Source organism: Rhodococcus sp. MEB041, from assembly GCF_030208955.1.
Taxonomy (GTDB): Bacteria; Actinomycetota; Actinomycetes; order Mycobacteriales; family Mycobacteriaceae; genus Rhodococcoides.
In genome coordinates this window covers 63,923-81,430 of record NZ_JARVSZ010000002.1, presented here as the reverse complement: position 1 = coordinate 81,430, position 17,508 = coordinate 63,923, and the positions used below count along the sequence as shown (strand labels likewise).

Below are 17,508 nucleotides of genomic sequence, written 5' to 3'. Positions count from 1 at the left end.
CTCAGCGTCGGGTGCGGCGGACGGAGATGGGGAGCCCGGTCAGCGCTCTCGCCGCCGAGCCTGCCATGGCCAGATAACCCGCGGCGCTGCGCCACGACGCCGCCACCGAGAAGACGGTCCTGGTGGCCGCGAGTCCCGGTCGGCGCCCGGCGAACCGGTCGTCGAGCCATCGCAGCGTCAGCGGGACCGACAGCGGCAGCAGCGTGATGTGCTCGCTCGTGCGATCGCGGACGTACTCGACCTCGGCACCCGCGTCTCGATAGCGCGTCACCTGCCCGTCGACGTCGTCCACGGCGATGATCTGATCGTGCGTCGCCTGCAGGACGAGCAGCGGGAATCCGGGCGCCGAGCGGCCCGGCTGGATCTCCTCGAAGATCGTCACCATCTCCGGACGAGCCATGACGTCGGCGATGGGAATGGTCGAGTAGGCGTCGAGGTCGAACCCGCGGAGCGCGATGATGGCCTGCATCGTGGTCATCTTGTTCGTCGACGCCAGCAGTTCGAGACCCTCCTCGGTGACGAACTCCTGCATGACGTCGTCCAGGGCCGGGTAGGTACGCCGCAGACCCTCGATGACGAGAGTCGGCAACGCGGCGTAGCGGGTGGCGTTCAGCCGGAAGAACGCCGACGCCGGATCACCCACCGGCGACCCGAGTACGGCTCCGACGACATCGATCTCGGGTGCGTACTCCCCCGCGGCCTCCGCCGCCCAGGAGGACGCGAGCCCGCCACCCGAGTATCCCCACAGTCCGACCGGTGTGGTCGTGTCGAGACCGAGCTCGTCGAACGAGAGCGCGGCCCGGACGGCGTCGAGAGTGCAGTACCCGGGCTCGAGCGGCGCACCCCAATGCCCCTCGGCGCCTTCGTGATCCGGGATCGAGACCGCCCAACCCAGACGCAGGGCGTGCAGGACGAGCAAAAACTCGTACTGCGGCACCGTGCCGCGCGCACGTGACCCCAGCCGGAGCGCGTACGACGGGAACGATCGACCGGAGACGGCGTCTATGGCGCACTGATACGACAGGAGTGGTCGCGTCGCGTCGGGGACGGCTCCGGCGGGCAGCAAGACCGTGGTGACACTCACGCGTGGCACGCGCTCGAGATCCTCGGTGCGATACAGCAGCTGCCAGGCCTGCACGCGCTGCCGCACCCTACCGAACACACCGATGCGCACGGGTCTGGTGCGCAGGACGTCGCCGCACGCGGCACTCTCGAAACCGTCGGGCGCGGCGTAGAACGGGTCTCGCTCCGGGGTGGTGACCGGGCCCTCGGACCAGTGCTCGGTCTCGGGCGGGCCGCCCCCGTCACTGTCGTACTGCTCGATGCTCATGCCCACGGTTACCCCTGTCGTCGGGTCACACTAACCTTCCGACCCGTGAGCAGGACCGATCAGCCCTCGACGGTGCCGACGCGGGTGGCCGGATCGTCGTCCGAGGCCCGTGCGAGCACCGGGACGAGCGCGTCCACCGCGTACGGAAGGCTGAGGGGGCTGGCGAAACCGAGAGCGGCCGGCACGGTGGTCCCGAATTCGCCGACGTAGACGGTGCGATCCTCCTTCACCACGTTCAGGCTCTGCAGCAGCGGATCACCGGCGACGTCCTCGGGAGTGACGCCCAGCAGCACGAGAGTCTGCTGATCGAGCAGGTCGTAGCGCTCCGGGCTCACCGTTCCGGTGGTCTCGGGCGTCGCGAAGCCGAGGTCGGTGAAGAACCTGTTCCGCGGGTCACCGCTGTCGAGGATGTAGAAGGTGCCGTCGAGATAGAGCGCGACCGCAGCGGTGCGGCCGGCGAAGGACGGGTTCTGGGTCGTGGCGTCTACGAACGTCGCGTCGACCTCGTCACGCACGGTCTCTGCCTCGACCGTCTTGCCCAGGGCGGTTCCGTACGCGGTCAACTGGTCGCGCCACGACGGGGTCTCCGACCCGTCCGAGCCGGGGATGTCGCCGACCGTCGTGGCGATCTGTCCGAGCTGCTGGTACTCGGGCTCCTCCAGATAGGCGTACGTCGCCATGATGAGGTCGGGCTCCGCGGCCGCGACACCTTCGAGATCGAGTGTGTCGCTTCCCACCTCGGGAATCGTGGCACCGTTCAGCTGCTGCTGGGCCCACGGTCGGGTGGTGTAGTCGTACCCCGTGAATCCGCGGGTGGCCACGGGTGTGACACCGAGAGCGAGCGCGAAGTCCTGGTCGTTGTACCCGGCGGTCACCAGACGCTCCGGCGCACCCTCGACCGTCACGGTCCCGAACTTGTCGGTGACCTCGGCCGGGAAGGCTCCCGACGCGTCCGCGGCCGGCGCCGAGTCCGTGTCCGACGAGCTGCACGCCGCCGTTCCGAGCAGAAGAACGGTGGCCGCGACGGACACACCGACGGAGACGCGCATGAAGAACCTTTCGGGGACGACTGGTGGAGCAGGCTTGCGGTAAGGCTACCCTCAGCTCAACGGGAGAGCTCGAGGGCCTCACCCAGTCGACGCCAGTCGTCCACCGGCGGAACGTTCATCGCGGATCCGAGGACCTGGACGAGGACGCTGGTGGCTCCCGCCTCGATGTGCTCGCGCACTCGGGCCACAGTCGCGTCGAGTCCGCGCGTCACCATCGCCTCGGCGAGCTTCTCGCTGCCGCCGCGGACGAAGTCGTCCTGCCCGAAACCCAGACGCTCCCAGTTGTTCCGGTAGTTGGGCAGCCCGGTGTAGATGTTCAGATGCGCGTGCGCGCGTTCGGCCCACACCTCCGCGTCGGTGTCGGCGACCGGGTCCACCACCGCCGCCTGCTCGACGACCAGTTCCGGGCGCTTCTCGCCGTCTCCGGCATCGAGGATCTCGCGGGCCGTCGCCGTGTGCTCCGGTGTGACGAGGTACGGATGCGCCCCCGCGGTGCGATCGCGGGACAGCTCGAGCATCTTCGGACCCAGCGCCGCCAGCAGTCGTGGTGGGTTCTGCTCTTCCCCCGCCACTGCCGCGGGTGCGTTGTCGAGTGCGTCGAGATACTCCCGCATCGCCGCGACGGGCTTGCCGTAGTTGTGACCGCGCATGCGCTCGACCAGCGGAGCGTGCGACACGCCGAGTCCCAGGACGAACCGACCACCCGAGACGGCATGCAGGGTACGTGCCGCCGATGCGGTCGCCACGGCGTCGCGGGCGTAGATGCTCGCGATGCCGGTACCGACGATCAGCGACGACGAGGCGCCGAGGTACATCTGCGCGGCGGTGAGCGCCTCGCGGCCGTAGGCCTCGCCGAACCAGAGCGAGTGCCAGCCCTGCGATTCCACCTCCCCCACCACGTCGGGAACCGCCGAGGCGGAGACCCCGTCGAGCGTTCCGGTCCAGATGCCGATCGTCGCGTGTGCCGTCATGGCGTCCAGTGTGCCCGCACTCGCTCCCTACGAATCCGGGGGACCGTCGACGGTCTGCCGGAGCCGTTCGAGGGTGGCCGCGATGTGGTCGCCGTTGACCGTGGCGCGGTCGCGGACACCCGTCGCCAGTCCGCCGACGCCGACGAACCACCGCGGACGCCGGTCCCACATCCGCTCGGTCACCGTGGTCTCGCCGCCGTCGCCACCGCCGTCGATGTCGTAGCGCCAGTGCGCGATCGGCAGCGAGAACGGGCCGTAGTGCACGTCGAAGGCGAAGGTTGCTCCGGGGTCGGCGGCGGTCACGGTGCATGTGGTCGACCATCGATGCAGACCGTTGCGGTTCCGACCGACGAAGGACGCACCCGGACGGGCGCCGGAGCTCCCCACCCACCGCATCGAGTGCGTCTCGTCCGCCAGATCGGCGAGTCGGTCGAGATCGGTCAGGAGGGCGTACACGTCCTCGGCATCGGCGCGGACCGTCACGGATCCGGACGCGAGCGGAGCGGTCGAGTCAGGCGTCACCGGTGCACCGTAGCGACCCGACAGCCTCGATGCGGGCGATCGACGACGGTGTCGCCTGAAGTCAAGAACGACGGCCCGCCGTCCGCGATGATCGAGACGTTGGTACCGCCGAGCTCAGGAGTTGTCATGTCGTCCTTGCCCCCCTTCCGCTTTCCCGGCGCCACCGCGCTCGTCACCGGCGCCGCCAGTGGCATGGGTGAGCAGATGGCCCACGAGCTCGCGCGACGGGGCACCGATTTGATCCTGCTCGACCGGGACGCCGATCGGCTCGCCGACGTCGCACGCGCCATCGAGTCCGCCTCACCGGCACGCAGCGTCGACGTCGTCGTCGCGGACCTCTCCGACCTCGACGCGCTCGGCGTGGTCATCGACGGTGTGATCGAGCGGCACGAGCGCATCGACCTGCTGATCAACAACGCCGGTATCGCGTTCGGCGGCTCGTTCGAGCAACTCACCGCCAAGGACTTCGACTCGGTGATGACCATCAACTTCCATGCGCCGGTGGACATCACCCGACGTCTGCTGCCGACGATGCGCCGATCCACGGGCGCGCACATCGTCAACGTGTCGAGCTTGTTCGGCATCGTGGCGCCTCCGGGGCAGTCGGCCTACTCGTCGTCGAAGTTCGCCATCCGCGGGTTCACCGAGTGCCTGCGCCACGAACTGGCGCCGACGATCGGCGTGACGTCGGTGCACCCCGGCGGCATCAAGACCCGCATCGCCGAGACGGCCGGTTCGGCCGCCGGAGCGACGGACAAGGAGATCGCGGACGGCAAGGCCACCTTCGCCAAACTGCTCACCTATCCCGCGGACAAGGCTGCACTCCGCATCCTCGACGGGGTCGAGAAGCGCAAGGGACGGGTCCTCATCGCCGCGAGTGCCCACACCGTCGACATCCTCGCCCGCGTGTTCCCGTCCGCCTACTACGCCGTGATGCGCCGCGGCATGTGACGGACGCGCTGCCGCTCTCAGGTCAGATCGAGAGCGGCAGCGAGGTCGGTCTCCACCTGGTCCCTCGTCACGCCGAGACCACTGAGCAGCCCCGTCCCGTTCTCGAACTCCAGCATCGCGAGCAGCACGTGTTCGGTGCCGACGTAGTCGTGGCCGAGGCGCAGCGCCTCGCGGAACGTCAGTTCCAGAATTTTCGCCGTCGCAGCATCGAACGGAACGAGTGCCGGCGGCTCACCGTGCTCCCCCACGGACGAACCTCGTGCCGAGACGGCGGCGCGTACGTCGTCGGGCGTCACCGATTGTGTCGCGAGCAGACGGGTGCCGAACGAGTCGGGGTCCTGCACCAGTCCGATCACGAGATGGTCGGGAGTGATCGACGACACCCGTTGCGCTCGGGCCTCGGTCTGCGCCGCCACCACGATGTTCTTCGCGCGCTCTGTGAAACGAGCGAAACCCTGGCTCGCGTTCAACGCCTCGTCGGCGTGCGGCCTGGCCACGAACTTCTTCTGCACGGCCTGTTTGCTCACTCCCATACTGCGGCCGATGTCGGTCCAGGACGCCCCGGACCGACGTGCCTGGTCGACGAAGTGTCCGACGAGGTGGTCGGCCACGTCGCCGAGGCGCTCGGCGGCGACGACGGCTCGCGAGAGCTGGATCAGAGGGTCGGTGTCGGTGCGGGAGACAGCGACGATCAGATCGTCGAGGCGCACACCGGGCGCGGGATCGGTGTCGGTCATGCGTCGACCGTAGAATGACGACCACCCATCGTCAACCCTGAGTTGACGATGGGTGGTCCTGTGCGTTGCGGGTCAGGCGACTCCGGCGGCGCGTCGCACCGACCGACGCGGCGTCCCCGAGAGGGTCTTGCCGAGGTCGCCCCGCAATGTGGTGATGGAGTCGAGAATGTAGTTCTGACGCACCAGCCACGGGCCGTGATCGCCCTGCCGGGGAAAGGCATCGATCGAGCGCTGGACGTAGCCGGACTGCAGGTCCAGCAGCGGACGCTCCTCGAGCGGGCCGTCGGGCTGCGGGACGATGGACGCGAAGTCCTTGTCGTCCATGTAGCCGAGCACGCGGCACACGAGACGCGACGTCAGATCGGCGCGCAGAGTCCACGACGCGTTGGTGTATCCGATGCAGATGGCGAAGTTCGGGACACCTGTCATTATGGCGCCCTGCCACACGAACTGCTTCGACAGATCGACGGTCACGCCGTCCACCTTGGGCTCGATGCCGCCGAAGGCGAGCAGTTGCAGCCCCGTCGCCGTGACGATCACGTCGGCGGGCAACGAGGCGCCCGACTGCAGGTCGATGCCGTCGGGGCGCACGGAGGCGATGCGGTCGGTGACCACCGACGCCTTCCCCTTCTTCATCGCCTTGAACAGATCGGCGTCGGGGACGGCGCACAGTCGCTGATCCCACGGGTTGTACTCGGGCGTGAAGTGCTCGGCCACCAGCTTCTCGTCGCCCAGGATCTTGGTCGAGAGGTTGGTGAGGAGTCGCCGTGCCGCCTGCGGACGACGCCGGCAGAACTGATAGAAGCCGGTGCTGAACAGAATGTTCTTGACCCGGATCACGCTGTGCGCCAGACCAGCCGGGAGAAGATCACGAATCTTGTCCGCCTGCTTGTCACGTCCGGGGACCGCGCTGATCCAGGTGGGTGAACGCTGCAGCATCGTGACGTGACCGGCGTCGCGCGCCATCGACGGCACGAGGGTCACCGCGGTGGCGCCACTGCCGATCACGACCACGTTCTTGCCGGCGTAGTCCAGATCGTCGGGCCAGAACTGGGGATGCACCACGGTGCCCTCGAACGTGTCGAGTCCCGGGATGTCGGGGTTGTAACCCTTGGCGTAGTCGTAGTAGCCCGAGCAGCAGTACAGGAAGCCACACGTCATCTGCTGCTGCGAGGTTCCCGACTCGTCGGTCACGTCGAGAGTCAGGGTCCAGCGAGCCTCCGCGGTGGAGAAATCCGCGCCGACGACGCGGGTCCCGTACCGGATGTGCTCGTCGATCCCGAACTCCGCAGCGGTCTCCTTGATGTACTTCAGAATCGAGTGCCCGTCGGCGATGGACTTTGCTTCGCGCCACGGCTTGAACTGGTAGCCGAGCGTGTACATGTCGGAATCCGAGCGCACACCGGGGTAGCGGAACAGATCCCAGGTGCCGCCCATCGAGGACCGCGCCTCGAGGATGGCCCACGACTTGCCGGGATGCTCCGTCGACAGGCGGTAGCCCGCACCGACGCCGGAGAGCCCGGCGCCGACGACGATCACGTCGAGATGCTCGAGGGTGGTGTCGGTCGGGGACGAGTCGAGTCGATCGGTGGTGGACGTCATGACTCCAGTGTCCTCGTGCCACCACCCGATGGCTTGACACCTCACGACAACTAGTTGACTTCAGACGACAACTGACCCAAGGTGAGCGCTGTGCCCGCCATCCGCTCCGCCGGTCTCCGCGGCTTCCGCGCGACCGTGGCCGAACTGGGCGGGGACGCCGAGGCGTACGCCGTCGCGGCGGGGCTGCCCGTGGACGCGCTCGACGCCGACGACCTCCTCGTCGAGGACGTTGCCATGGCCGCAGTTCTCGAGATCGCCGCGGCGGAGCTGGCGTGCCCCGATCTGGGGTTGCGGATCGCACGGCGCCAGGATCTCGGCATGCTCGGTCCGCTCGCACTCGCGATCCAGAACTCCTCGACCGTGGGCGAGGCACTCGAGTGCACCGAGCACTACCTGTTCATCCATGCCCAGTCGCTCAGCCTGCGTGCCGAACCCGACCCGTACGGGACGCCGGGGATCGTCGCGCTGCGGTACGGAACGAAGCCCGGGGTCGTCGCGCCCGTCCAGGGCACCGACATGGGGCTGGGGTTCCTCCACCGCGCCACCATCGCACTGGTCGGCGGGTCGTACGGACTCCGCTCGGTCGAGCTCCCCTACGTGCCGGCGGCTCCGGTGTCGGTCTACGAGAACTTCTTCGGCGTCGCGGTCAGCGTCGGCCGTCCCGCCGCCGTCCTCCGGGTCCCGGCCACACTCCAGAACCGACCGCTCCACGGCGGAGACTCGAACCTCAAACGGCTGGCCCTGGCCTTCCTCGCTCGGCAGGGCGCCGGACCCACCACCGAGGTGGCACCGCGAGTGCGCACCATCCTGCAGCAGTCCCTCGGCACCACCCCACCGCACATCGACGGTGCCGCACATCTGCTGAACCTGCACCCGCGGACGTTGCAACGCCGATTGGCCGGGGAGGGAACGTCGTTCGCGGCGATCGTCGACGAGGTGCGCCGCACGGAGGCCCATCGGTACCTCACGACGACGTCGCTGCCGATGAGTCAGATCGCGGCCGCTGTGGGACTGTCCGAGCAGTCCGCCTTCACTCGTGCGTGCCGACGGTGGTGGAACGCGACGCCCACCACCGTCCGCCGCGGCGCTCTCTGACCCGACTCAACTGAAGTCGGTCGACGCCAGATCCTTCTCGTCGTCCACGATGGCCTTGACGATCCGGTCGGCGACAGCGTCCGGATCGAGACCGTCCGGCATGGTGGGCGCCGTGCCCGCGATCGCGCGCCCGGCCAGACCGGTCTCGGTGTGCGGCGGACGTACGTCCACGACCCGCAGCTTGCGCCGACGCGCTTCCGGTCGAGCCGCCTCGACGAACGCGCTGATCCCGGCCTTCGCCGCGCAGTACGCAGCCATCCCGCCGACGGGCTTCTCCGCGATCACCCCACTGATGCTGACGACGACGCCCCCGGACTCCACCTCGGTGAGTGCCGATCGCACCAGCCGCAGTGGCGCCAGCAGATCCACCAGCAGGAGATCGTCGACGGTGTCGTCGTCCACCTCGGCCGCGGGTCCGAACGCCACCACGCCCGAGGCGATCACGACGCCGTCGAGCGTTCCGGTGTGGCTCTTGGCCGCCGCGATCAGGTCGGCCGGGGCCGCGGGGTGGGTCAGGTCCGACGCCACGAGGTGCGCGCTGCCCAGGTCGACACCGGCCAGCGTCTGCTCCGAGCGGCCGGACGCGGTGACGGTGGCGCCGGCGTCGAGCAGGCGGCGAGTGATGCGCGATCCGAGAGCGCCGGAAGCGCCGGTCACCAGGAAGTGCTTGCCCGGGAGGTCCATGTCAGTTCTCCAATCCGGCGAGTGTGTCGACCACGGCTGCGGTGGCGGACCGGGTCCAGGTCACCGGGTCCTGTCCCTGCGGGCTCACGCACACGGTGTCGACTCCGAGCGCGGCGAACCCTTCCATCTCCCGGAGGAATCCGGCCTCGTCGGCCACCGGGTCGAGCGAGGTGATGATGGTCTTCTCGATCTCCGCGTAGTCGCGGTTCTCGCGCTCGCAGTGACCGCGCAGCACGTCGAGCTTGTGTGCCACGGTCTCCTGGTCGGGGGCGAAGAGGTTGCACAGCGAGGCGTACCGCGCGACGAACGCAAGTGTCTTCTTCTCCCCCGACCCGCCGACCATGATGGGCGGACCCGGACTCTGCAGCGGCCTCGGCTCGCAGAGCGTCTCGGCCAGCGAGTAGTGCGTGCCCTCGAAGGGTCCGTCGTCGTCGCTCCACATCTGTCTGCAGATGCGCAGCGTCTCCTCCAGACGCTCGAACCGCTCGGCCGTCGACGGGAACGGCACACCGAGGCCGCGGTGCTCGCGCTCGTACCAGGCCGCACCGATGCCGAGCATCGCTCGACCGCCGGAGAGCACGTCCAGGGTCGTGACCGTCTTCGCCAGGAGCCCCGGATGCCGATAGGTCACGCCCGTGACGAGCAGGCCCAGGCGGATGCTCTCGGTCCGGCCCGCGAGGAAGCCCAGCGAGGTGTAGCCCTCGAGCATGGGGTCCTGCGCGGTCGCCAGATTCTCCATCTGGAACCAGTGGTCCATGAGCGTGAACAGCGTGCACCCGCCGTCCTCCGCAGCGCGCGCGGAGTCGGAGAGCAGTCCCGCCGTGGCCGCGGAGCCACCCGGAAGGGTGAAGTAGGGATAGTGGACTGCCAACTGCACGATGGTTCTCCTCGATGGTCGGATCAGCACTCCGCCGACGCGGGGCACTCCCGGGGAACATTCGGAGCACCGGGCACCGTTGGTCCTCGTATGACTGGTTCGAGAACGACACGCACCGTGGTCGCCACGGCCTTCGGTGGACCCGACGTCCTGGCGATCCGCGACGAGGTGGTCGACGAACCGGGTCCCGGACAGGTCGTCGTGGACATTCGCGCCGCCGGCGTCAATCCGTTCGATCACAAGCTCTACAGCGGCGCATTCGGGACGGACGAGAGCACACTCCCGCTGCACCTCGGCAGCGAGGCGTCGGGCGTGGTGTCCGCGGTGGGGCGCGACGCCGTCGGACCGGCGGGTCCCGTCCGTGTCGGCGACGAGGTCATCGTTCTGGCAGACGGTGCCTACGCCGATCGCCTTCTCGTCGATGCCGACGCGGTGCTGCCGAAACCGCAGGCGCTCGGCTGGGAGGAAGCGGCCGGGTACTCCCTCACTGCGGCCACCGCCTACGACATGGCGGAGCTCGCGAGCGTAGAGGAGGGCGACTGCGTCCTGATCCACGGAGCATCCGGCGCCGTCGGCTCGCAGGCGGTCCAGCTCGCCCTGCACCGCGGAGCACAGGTGATCGGCACCGCGAATCCCCGCAACCTCGACGCGGTGCGCGCCCTCGGCGCCGTCGCAGTCGCGTACGGCGACGGTCTGCTCGACCGGGTACGCACCGCGGCGCCCGACGGCGTGGATGCCGCGCTGGACACGGCCGGCACCGACGAGGCGATCGACGTGTCCCTGGCGGTGGTGCAGGACCGGACGCGCATCGTGACCATCACTGCCTTCGGTCGGGCAGCCGACGAGGGTTTCCGGTCCGCGGGCGGCGGGAACAACGAGAGCGCCGCACGGCGCAAGGAGGCGCGTCTACCTCTGCTCGAGTTGGCCGGATCGGTGATCACCGTGACGGTGGCCGGGACGTTTCCCCTCGCGGAGGCGGCCACCGCCCACCGCGAACTGCAGACGCACCACCCGCGCGGCAAGTACGTCCTCGTCCCCTGACGACGGCCTCGCGGAGACGCGCGGGGGTGGGGAGACTACCGTTGAGCTCAGAACGCATAGACATCTAGGAGCGGATACATGAGCGTCGAGACGAACGAGAAGAAGCGCCACCGCGTCGTCGTCATCGGTTCCGGCTTTGGTGGCCTCTTCGGCACACAGGCCCTCAAGCGAGCCGATGTGGACGTCACGCTCATCGCGCGGACCACCCACCACCTGTTCCAGCCACTGCTCTACCAGGTGGCCACGGGCATCCTCTCGGTCGGCGAGATCGCCCCCGCGACCCGCGTCATCCTGCGCAAGCAGAAGAACGCCGAGGTTCTGATGGGTGACGTCGAGACCATCGACCTGACGAACAAGACCGTCACCTCGCGGCTGCTCGAGCGCGAGACCGTGACGCCGTTCGACAGCCTCATCGTGGCTGCGGGCGCACAGCAGTCCTACTTCGGCAACGACCACTTCGCCGAGTTCGCACCCGGCATGAAGACGATCGACGACGCCCTGGAACTGCGCGGACGCATCCTCGGCGCGTTCGAGCAGGCCGAGTTGTCCACCGATCCGGCCGAGCGCGAGCGCCTGATGACGTTCGTCGTGGTCGGCGCAGGCCCCACCGGCGTCGAGCTCGCGGGCCAGATCTCCGAGCTCGCGACGCGCACTCTCGACGGAGCCTTCCGCAACATCGACGCCAAGGACGCGAAGGTGGTGCTGCTCGACGCGGCGCCCGCCGTGCTCCCCCCGATGGGCAAGAAGCTGGGCGAGAAGGCCGCGAAGCGCCTCACCAAGCTCGGCGTCGACATCCAGCTCAACGCGATGGTCACCGGCGTCGACAACGACGGTCTCACCGTCAAGGACAAGGACGGCACCGAACGCCGCATCGAGGCGCAGTGCAAGGTCTGGTCCGCCGGCGTGCAGGCCAGCCCGCTGGGCAAGCAGCTCGCCGACCAGTCCGACGGCACCGAGGTCGACCGCGCGGGCCGTGTCGTGGTGGAGCCGGATCTGACCGTCAAGGGACACCCCAACGTGTTCGTGGTCGGCGACATGATGTCGGTCAAGGACGTCCCGGGTATGGCGCAGGGCGCGATCCAGGGCGCCAAGTACGCGGTGAAGCAGATCAAGGCCTCACTCGACGGACAGAACCCGTCCGAGCGCAAGCCGTTCTCGTACTTCGACAAGGGGTCGATGGCCACCGTGTCGCGATTCAGCGCCGTGTGCAAGGTCGGCAAGCTGGAGTTCGGCGGATTCATCGCCTGGGTCGCATGGCTCGGACTCCACCTCTTCTACCAGGTGGGATACCGGAACCGTCTGACGACGGTGATCTCCTGGTTCGTCACCTTCCTGGGCAAGGGTCGGGCGCAGATGGCGTCCACCGAACAGCAGGTGTTCGCGCGCCTCGCGATCGAGCAACTCCACACGCTCGAGCAGGAGAACCGCGTCGACGGCGTGGCGATCCCTACCCGCACGGTCGAGGCGACCTCGAAGGCGGCGGACCGCGAGTCCGGTGCCACGGCCGACGCAGCGGAACAGAGCAAGCAGCTCGACAGCACGGAGAAGCGGGCCGCCTCCGGTGCCTCACCCACACCGGCGGAGCGTCAGGGCGAGGAGCCCTCCGCGAACGACGGAGCGGCGGAGACCGCGGAGGCCAAGCGCGCAGGCTGATCTCCCCGCGCCGAGAGCGCAGCGACCGACCGGGTGACCGGGAGCCGATGGCCGAGCCAGGTGGACAGTGTTCCGCCTCCGGCCATCGGCATCGTCGTCTCCAGACCGGCCACGGCGTCTCCGGAGGGACTGTCCGCTAAGCACTCCGGCCAGGTCAACGTACTGATCGACGCGGTCGGCGCGAAGAGCGCGTCGTGCCCTGCGGCGCCCCTGCCCAGGTCGAGTCGGTGGCGGAGCACCGGACCGGCCACGCCGTCGACTCGAAAGAGACCCGACCACCGGCCGTCCAGTTCCCCGGTGCGGCCGATCTGGATTCGTTCGCGCACGGCGGCGCGTACCCGGTCGCCGAGATGCAGCGACACCGACGATCGGTGGTCCGCCGACCCGGCGACGATGGTGGGTTCCGGGTCCACGATCACCTCGGCACCGTCCTCGACGTCCACGGTCCACGACGCGTGTGACACGTCGGTCGAGCGCCCGGGCAACGCCACCGAGGCGGCGACACTGCACACGTGCAGCCGCGCCCCCGCCTCGACCACGATCCGGACGTCGATGGTGTCCCCACCCAGCGGGGTCGCGGCCGAGCCGACGAGGTGGACGCGGTCGACACCGGTCCGGCGCACGGCGAGCCCACCCACCGCCTCGATGCGCGGTGACCTGCTCCGCGACGCCACGACGAGCACCGTCGAGCGCAGGGCGCCGTGCGTCGTCACGTCAGGCGGCGACGGCAGCGAGCTGCTCGCGCACCCAGGTGAGCACCACCGTCGCGGCAGGATCCTCCGTGAGCGAGATCAGAGCGGTGGGACGACCCTCACGCACCCGCACCGCGTCGTTCTCCATGACCGTGAGGTCGGCACCCACCATGGGGGCGAGATCGGTCTTGTTGATCACGAGCAGATCCGAGAACGTCACGCCGGGACCGCCCTTGCGCGGCACCTTGTCACCGCCGGCGACGTCCACGACGAAGATCTGCACGTCGATCAGCCCGGACGAGAAGGTCGCGGTGAGGTTGTCGCCGCCCGACTCGACGAGGATCAGATCGAGTGGCGGATTGGCGTCGACCAGGTCGTCGATGGCGTCCAGGTTCGCCGTGATGTCGTCGCGGATCGCCGTGTGCGGGCAGCCGCCGGTCTGCACGGCCGTGATGCGCTCGTCCGGCAGAACTGCGTGACGGCGCAGGAAGTCGGCATCCTCCGTCGTGTAGATGTCGTTGGTCAGCACGGCCAGCGACAGTTCTTCGCGCAGCTGGCGGCACAGCGCCGCCACCAGTGCGGTCTTGCCGGATCCGACGGGACCGCCGATACCCACGCGCAGCGCTTCTCCGGGTGTGCGGACGCGCTTGGGCCGGTCCAGGGCGTGGGAGTGGGGCTCGCCGTCGATGAGATGCGGAGGCATGGGTGTTCTCTCTTTCTGTGGGGTGATCAGGAGACGAAGAGGGGGCGTTCGCGCCGGACGTGACGTTCGCCGAGGTGGTCCAGCAGCGGATCCGATTCGTCGGACAGAGCCGGGAGCGCGCGTGCGACCGAGGCCGCGATCCGGTCGCACTCGGCCGCGAGCGCCAAGGTGCACCCCGCCACGGCGCCCGGGTCCAACGCGAGAAGTCGCTGGGCGGCGATGGCGGCGCCCGTCATGGCCGTGTAGATCTGCACGGACGCCGTCTCGTACGGTCCCGCGCCGGTGACGGCACCGACGACTCCCGCCACGACGGGCAGGTGCGGGCGCCGTCCGACCGTCGTCCAGTCGTGGTCCGGCCACACCGTCTCGGCGAGGCGACGCAACCCCCTCCCCTGGGCGCGGGACGCGGCGCGAGCCGCAGGAGACGGCGTGCGGGCGTCGGTCTCGCGATCGGCGGTGTCCGCGGGCAGGACACCGGCTGCCACGGCGGCAGCGATCGACGCCGCCACGGCGCCGCTGATGCGCATACGCCGCAGCAGATACGCCTCGAGCGTCGGCAGGTCCCGGACGAGTCCCTCGGCGATCGCCTCCTCGACTCCCCCCGAGTGCACGTGCCCACCGATCGGGAGCCGTGAGTCGGCGAGGGTGAGCAACGTGGCGAGGCCGACACCGGAATGCGGAATCGTCATCAGAACAGGAAGTACCGCTGCGCCATCGGCAGCTCCGTCGCCGGCTGCTCGGTCCAGACGTCGCCGTCGATGCGGACGGTGAAGGTGTCCGGATCGACCTCGATGCGGGGAACCGCGTCGTTGTTCACCATCTGTGCCTTCCCGATGCCGCGGACGTTCCCGACCGGAACGAGTCGACGCGCGACGTCGAGGCGATCGGCCAGCCCGTCGTCGAGCGCCTGGGGCGCGACGAAGTGCACGGACGTGGCGGCCGCCGCCTTGGGTGCCGCTCCGAACATCGGTCGCGGCAGTTCCGGCTGCGGTGTCGGAATCGAGGCGTTGGCGTCGCCCATGGTGGCCCACGCGATCATGCCGCCCTTGATCACCAGATGCGGCCGGACACCGAAGAACGCCGGCTCCCACAGCACGAGGTCGGCCAACTTGCCGGGTTCGACGGATCCGACCTCGCCGTCGAGTCCGTGCGCCACGGCCGGGCAGATCGTGTACTTCGCGACGTACCGCATCGCGCGGTTGTTGTCCGCACGGTAGTCACCGGCGAGGAAGCCACGACGCTTCTTCATCACGTGTGCGGTCTGCCACGTCCGCATGACCACCTCACCGATGCGTCCCATTGCCTGCGAGTCGCTGCCGATCATCGAGATGGCACCCATGTCGTGCAACAGATCCTCGGCCGCGATGGTCGAGGGGCGGATGCGGCTCTCGGCGAACGCGAGGTCCTCGGGAATGGACGGGCTGAGGTGATGACAGACCATCAGCATGTCGAGATGCTCGTCGAGAGTGTTGACCGTGTGCGGCCGAGTCGGGTTGGTCGAACTGGGGAGCACGTGGGGCTGCGAGGCGACCGTGATGATGTCCGGCGCGTGCCCGCCGCCCGCACCCTCCGTGTGGTACGAGTGGATGCCGCGACCGGCGATCGCGCCGAGGGTGTCCTCGACGAAGCCCGCCTCGTTCAGCGTGTCCGAGTGGAGCGCCGCCTGCACACCGGCCTCGTCGCAGACCCGCAGGCACGCGTCGATGGCGGCCGGGGTCGAGCCCCAGTCCTCGTGCAGCTTGAATCCCGATGCGCCGGAACGTAACTGCTCCCACATCGCGTCGGGTGAGACGGTGTTGCCCTTGCCCAGCAGCGCCACGTTCAGCGGCCACCCGTCCATGGCCTCGAGCATCCGCGCCAGATGCCAGGCACCCGGGGTCACGGTCGTCGCCTTCGTGCCCTCGGCGGGGCCGGTGCCACCGGCGATGATGGTGGTGATGCCACCGCCGAGCGCCTCCTCCATGAGCTGGGGGGCGATGAGGTGCACGTGGCAGTCGATGGCGCCGGCGGTCAGGATCTTGCCGTTGCCGGCGATGATCTCGGTGGACGGCCCGATGACGAGACCGGGATGCACTCCCGGCATGGTGTCCGGGTTCCCGGCCTTGCCCAGCGCCACGATCCGTCCGTCACGCAGTCCGACGTCGGCCTTGATCACGCCCCAGTGGTCGAGCACCACGACACCGGTGATGACGGTGTCGGGCGCACCGTCGGCCCGCGTGGCCCGCGATTGTCCCATCGACTCGCGGATCACCTTGCCGCCGCCGAACACGGCCTCGTCGCCGGCGAGACCCGGCCCACCGCTGCGGTCCTCGGTGATCTCGATCAGCAGATCGGTGTCTGCCAGGCGGATCCGGTCACCCGTGGTGGGTCCGTACAGCTCCGCGTAGCGCGAACGATCGAGGTACGCCATCAGTGACCGTCCCGGGGTGTCGTGTCGTCCAGTGCGCCGGGCGGGGTGAGCGAGATGCCGTGAACCTCGCGGAGACCGCCGATGTCGACGAGCACGACCTCCTGAGCGATACCCGGTTCGAACCGCACCGCGGTGCCCGCCGGGATGTCGAGGCGCTTCCCGTGCGCGGCGACGCGATCGAACGTCAGCGCGACGTTGGCCTGCGGGAGATGGACGTGACTTCCCACCTGCACCGGCCGATCGCCGTCGTTCACGACGTCGAGAGTGAGCGACGCACGACCGGCGTTGAGCTCGATCGACCCGTCCTCGGTGATGATCTCTCCGGGAATCACGCGCACTCCTTCACGAGATCGGGTCATGAACGGTGATGAGCTTGGTGCCGTCCGGGAACGTGGCCTCCACCTGCACCTCGTGCAGCATCTCCGGGATGCCGTCCATCACGTCGGCGCGGGTCAGCACCTCACGGCCCGACGACATCAGTTCCGCCACGGACCGCCCGTCGCGTGCGCCCTCGAGCAGGTGGTCGGTGATCAGCGCGATCGCCTCCGGATGGTTCAACCGGAGTCCGCGCTGCTGCCGGCGACGCGCCAGTTCCGCGGCGTAGCTGAGCAGCAACCTCTCCTGCTCGTGCGGAGACAATCTCATGGGGGACACTTCCCTTCGCGGCGAACGACGGCGACAGGCAATGCTGGCACGACCTCGGCCGTCGCGCTCGCCGGACGCGCGTCAGGACGCGCCGATCCGCCCCGTGTCCTCGATGTTCTGCAGTCGGACCTGGCCGCGGGCGATGAGACGGTCCGCGGCATCGGTGATGGTGACGGTCCAGATCTGCTGGGTCCGCCCGCGGTGCACGGGCAGTGCCTCGGCGGAGAGCACGCCCTCGCGGGCGGCGCGGATGAAATCGGTGGTGTTGTTGACTCCGACGACGTGGCCGCGATCCCCCAACCACAGGGCGCCCGCCGTGCTCGCCAGCGACTCGACGACGGCGCAGTGCACGCCGCCGTGCACGATCCCGAACGGCTGCAAGAGCTCCGGGCGCACGGTCCACTCCGCGGTGACCCGATCGGGCCCCAGTTCGCGGAACTGCAGACCCAGCACCTTCCCGAAACCGCTGTCCAGCTGCTCTCGAAGTTCGTCCGACACCGACGGTGACACATCGTTCATGGCGTTCAGTGAATCACGTGGACGGAC

Annotated in this window: 18 protein-coding genes and 1 pseudogene; 4 read left to right on the top strand and 15 right to left on the bottom strand. The window is 69.1% G+C overall.

Annotation, left to right across the window (positions count from 1 at the left end; genetic code table 11):
• Position 1 precedes the first annotated feature (1 nt).
• Genes QRN16_RS04400 through QRN16_RS04385 form a run of 4 tightly spaced genes read right to left on the bottom strand, consistent with a single transcriptional unit; the run spans position 2 to position 3,872 of the window.
• Positions 2-1,330 carry a lipase family protein gene (locus QRN16_RS04400; RefSeq protein ID WP_285184750.1) on the bottom strand — a complete coding sequence of 443 codons (1,329 nt, stop codon included), beginning with the start codon at positions 1,328-1,330 and terminating at the stop codon, positions 2-4.
• 59 nt (positions 1,331-1,389) lie between these two features.
• The gene (locus tag QRN16_RS04395) at positions 1,390-2,379 is read right to left on the bottom strand and encodes an ABC transporter substrate-binding protein (protein WP_285184748.1); all 990 of its coding nucleotides are present in this window, start codon (positions 2,377-2,379) and stop codon (positions 1,390-1,392) included.
• Positions 2,380-2,435: 56 nt separating this feature from the next.
• The gene (locus QRN16_RS04390; RefSeq protein WP_037185417.1) at positions 2,436-3,350 is read right to left on the bottom strand and encodes a TIGR03620 family F420-dependent LLM class oxidoreductase; all 915 of its coding nucleotides are present in this window, start codon (positions 3,348-3,350) and stop codon (positions 2,436-2,438) included.
• Positions 3,351-3,377: 27 nt separating this feature from the next.
• Positions 3,378-3,872, bottom strand: a complete 495-nt coding sequence (locus QRN16_RS04385; protein WP_056444477.1) for an SRPBCC family protein — start codon at positions 3,870-3,872, stop codon at positions 3,378-3,380.
• A 126-nt stretch (positions 3,873-3,998) separates the two neighbouring features.
• Here QRN16_RS04385 and QRN16_RS04380 point away from each other — a divergent pair, with 126 nt between their 5' ends.
• On the top strand, positions 3,999-4,823 hold the full coding sequence (locus tag QRN16_RS04380) for an SDR family NAD(P)-dependent oxidoreductase (RefSeq protein WP_037185420.1): 825 nt from the start codon (positions 3,999-4,001) through the stop codon (positions 4,821-4,823).
• Between the two features lie 17 nt (positions 4,824-4,840).
• On the opposite strand, the gene QRN16_RS04375 is transcribed toward QRN16_RS04380, so the two are convergent.
• Together QRN16_RS04375 and QRN16_RS04370 are read right to left on the bottom strand one after the other, a co-directional pair.
• Complete coding sequence (locus QRN16_RS04375; RefSeq protein ID WP_285184741.1) at positions 4,841-5,560, bottom strand: Clp protease N-terminal domain-containing protein; 720 nt, start codon at positions 5,558-5,560, stop codon at positions 4,841-4,843.
• 72 nt (positions 5,561-5,632) lie between these two features.
• Entirely contained in the window at positions 5,633-7,162 is a 1,530-nt protein-coding gene (locus QRN16_RS04370; RefSeq protein ID WP_285184739.1) for a flavin-containing monooxygenase, read from the bottom strand.
• A gap of 81 nt (positions 7,163-7,243) precedes the next feature.
• Here QRN16_RS04370 and QRN16_RS04365 point away from each other — a divergent pair, with 81 nt between their 5' ends.
• The gene (locus QRN16_RS04365; RefSeq protein ID WP_285184736.1) at positions 7,244-8,257 is read left to right on the top strand and encodes an AraC family transcriptional regulator; all 1,014 of its coding nucleotides are present in this window, start codon (positions 7,244-7,246) and stop codon (positions 8,255-8,257) included.
• Between the two features lie 6 nt (positions 8,258-8,263).
• Here the strand turns inward: QRN16_RS04365 and QRN16_RS04360 are convergent, their stop codons facing one another.
• Together QRN16_RS04360 and QRN16_RS04355 are read right to left on the bottom strand one after the other, a co-directional pair.
• Positions 8,264-8,941: an SDR family NAD(P)-dependent oxidoreductase gene (locus tag QRN16_RS04360; RefSeq protein WP_222631246.1), complete on the bottom strand. Its 678-nt coding sequence runs from the start codon at positions 8,939-8,941 to the stop codon at positions 8,264-8,266.
• A gap of 1 nt (position 8,942) precedes the next feature.
• On the bottom strand, positions 8,943-9,818 hold the full coding sequence (locus tag QRN16_RS04355) for an LLM class F420-dependent oxidoreductase (RefSeq protein WP_056445133.1): 876 nt from the start codon (positions 9,816-9,818) through the stop codon (positions 8,943-8,945).
• Positions 9,819-9,908: 90 nt separating this feature from the next.
• Here QRN16_RS04355 and QRN16_RS04350 point away from each other — a divergent pair, with 90 nt between their 5' ends.
• Both QRN16_RS04350 and QRN16_RS04345 read left to right on the top strand, forming a co-directional pair.
• Positions 9,909-10,859, top strand: coding sequence for an NADP-dependent oxidoreductase (locus QRN16_RS04350; RefSeq protein WP_285184730.1), 951 nt, complete (start codon positions 9,909-9,911; stop codon positions 10,857-10,859).
• Positions 10,860-10,937: 78 nt separating this feature from the next.
• Positions 10,938-12,276: pseudogene (locus QRN16_RS04345) on the top strand (NAD(P)/FAD-dependent oxidoreductase); the annotation flags it as partial.
• Positions 12,277-12,445: 169 nt separating this feature from the next.
• On the opposite strand, the gene QRN16_RS04340 reads toward QRN16_RS04345, so the two are convergent.
• From QRN16_RS04340 to QRN16_RS04310, 7 genes are all read right to left on the bottom strand, one after another.
• Entirely contained in the window at positions 12,446-13,225 is a 780-nt protein-coding gene (locus QRN16_RS04340) for an urease accessory protein UreD (RefSeq protein WP_350310202.1), read from the bottom strand.
• 1 nt (position 13,226) lies between these two features.
• Positions 13,227-13,907, bottom strand: coding sequence for an urease accessory protein UreG (gene ureG / locus QRN16_RS04335; protein WP_027505415.1), 681 nt, complete (start codon positions 13,905-13,907; stop codon positions 13,227-13,229).
• Between the two features lie 26 nt (positions 13,908-13,933).
• Positions 13,934-14,596 carry an urease accessory protein UreF gene (locus tag QRN16_RS04330; RefSeq protein WP_285184726.1) on the bottom strand — a complete coding sequence of 221 codons (663 nt, stop codon included), beginning with the start codon at positions 14,594-14,596 and terminating at the stop codon, positions 13,934-13,936.
• The gene (locus QRN16_RS04325; RefSeq protein ID WP_027505417.1) at positions 14,596-16,317 is read right to left on the bottom strand and encodes an urease subunit alpha; all 1,722 of its coding nucleotides are present in this window, start codon (positions 16,315-16,317) and stop codon (positions 14,596-14,598) included. Before QRN16_RS04325 ends, QRN16_RS04330 begins: the two co-directional genes overlap by 1 nt.
• On the bottom strand, positions 16,317-16,649 hold the full coding sequence (locus tag QRN16_RS04320) for an urease subunit beta (protein ID WP_285184721.1): 333 nt from the start codon (positions 16,647-16,649) through the stop codon (positions 16,317-16,319). Before QRN16_RS04320 ends, QRN16_RS04325 begins: the two co-directional genes overlap by 1 nt.
• Positions 16,650-16,659: 10 nt before the next feature.
• Positions 16,660-16,962 (bottom strand): urease subunit gamma, encoded by a 303-nt coding sequence (locus QRN16_RS04315; RefSeq protein ID WP_027505419.1) that lies wholly within the window; start codon positions 16,960-16,962, stop codon positions 16,660-16,662.
• Between the two features lie 81 nt (positions 16,963-17,043).
• The gene (locus tag QRN16_RS04310) at positions 17,044-17,481 is read right to left on the bottom strand and encodes a PaaI family thioesterase (RefSeq protein ID WP_027505420.1); all 438 of its coding nucleotides are present in this window, start codon (positions 17,479-17,481) and stop codon (positions 17,044-17,046) included.
• Positions 17,482-17,508: the final 27 nt, after the last annotated feature.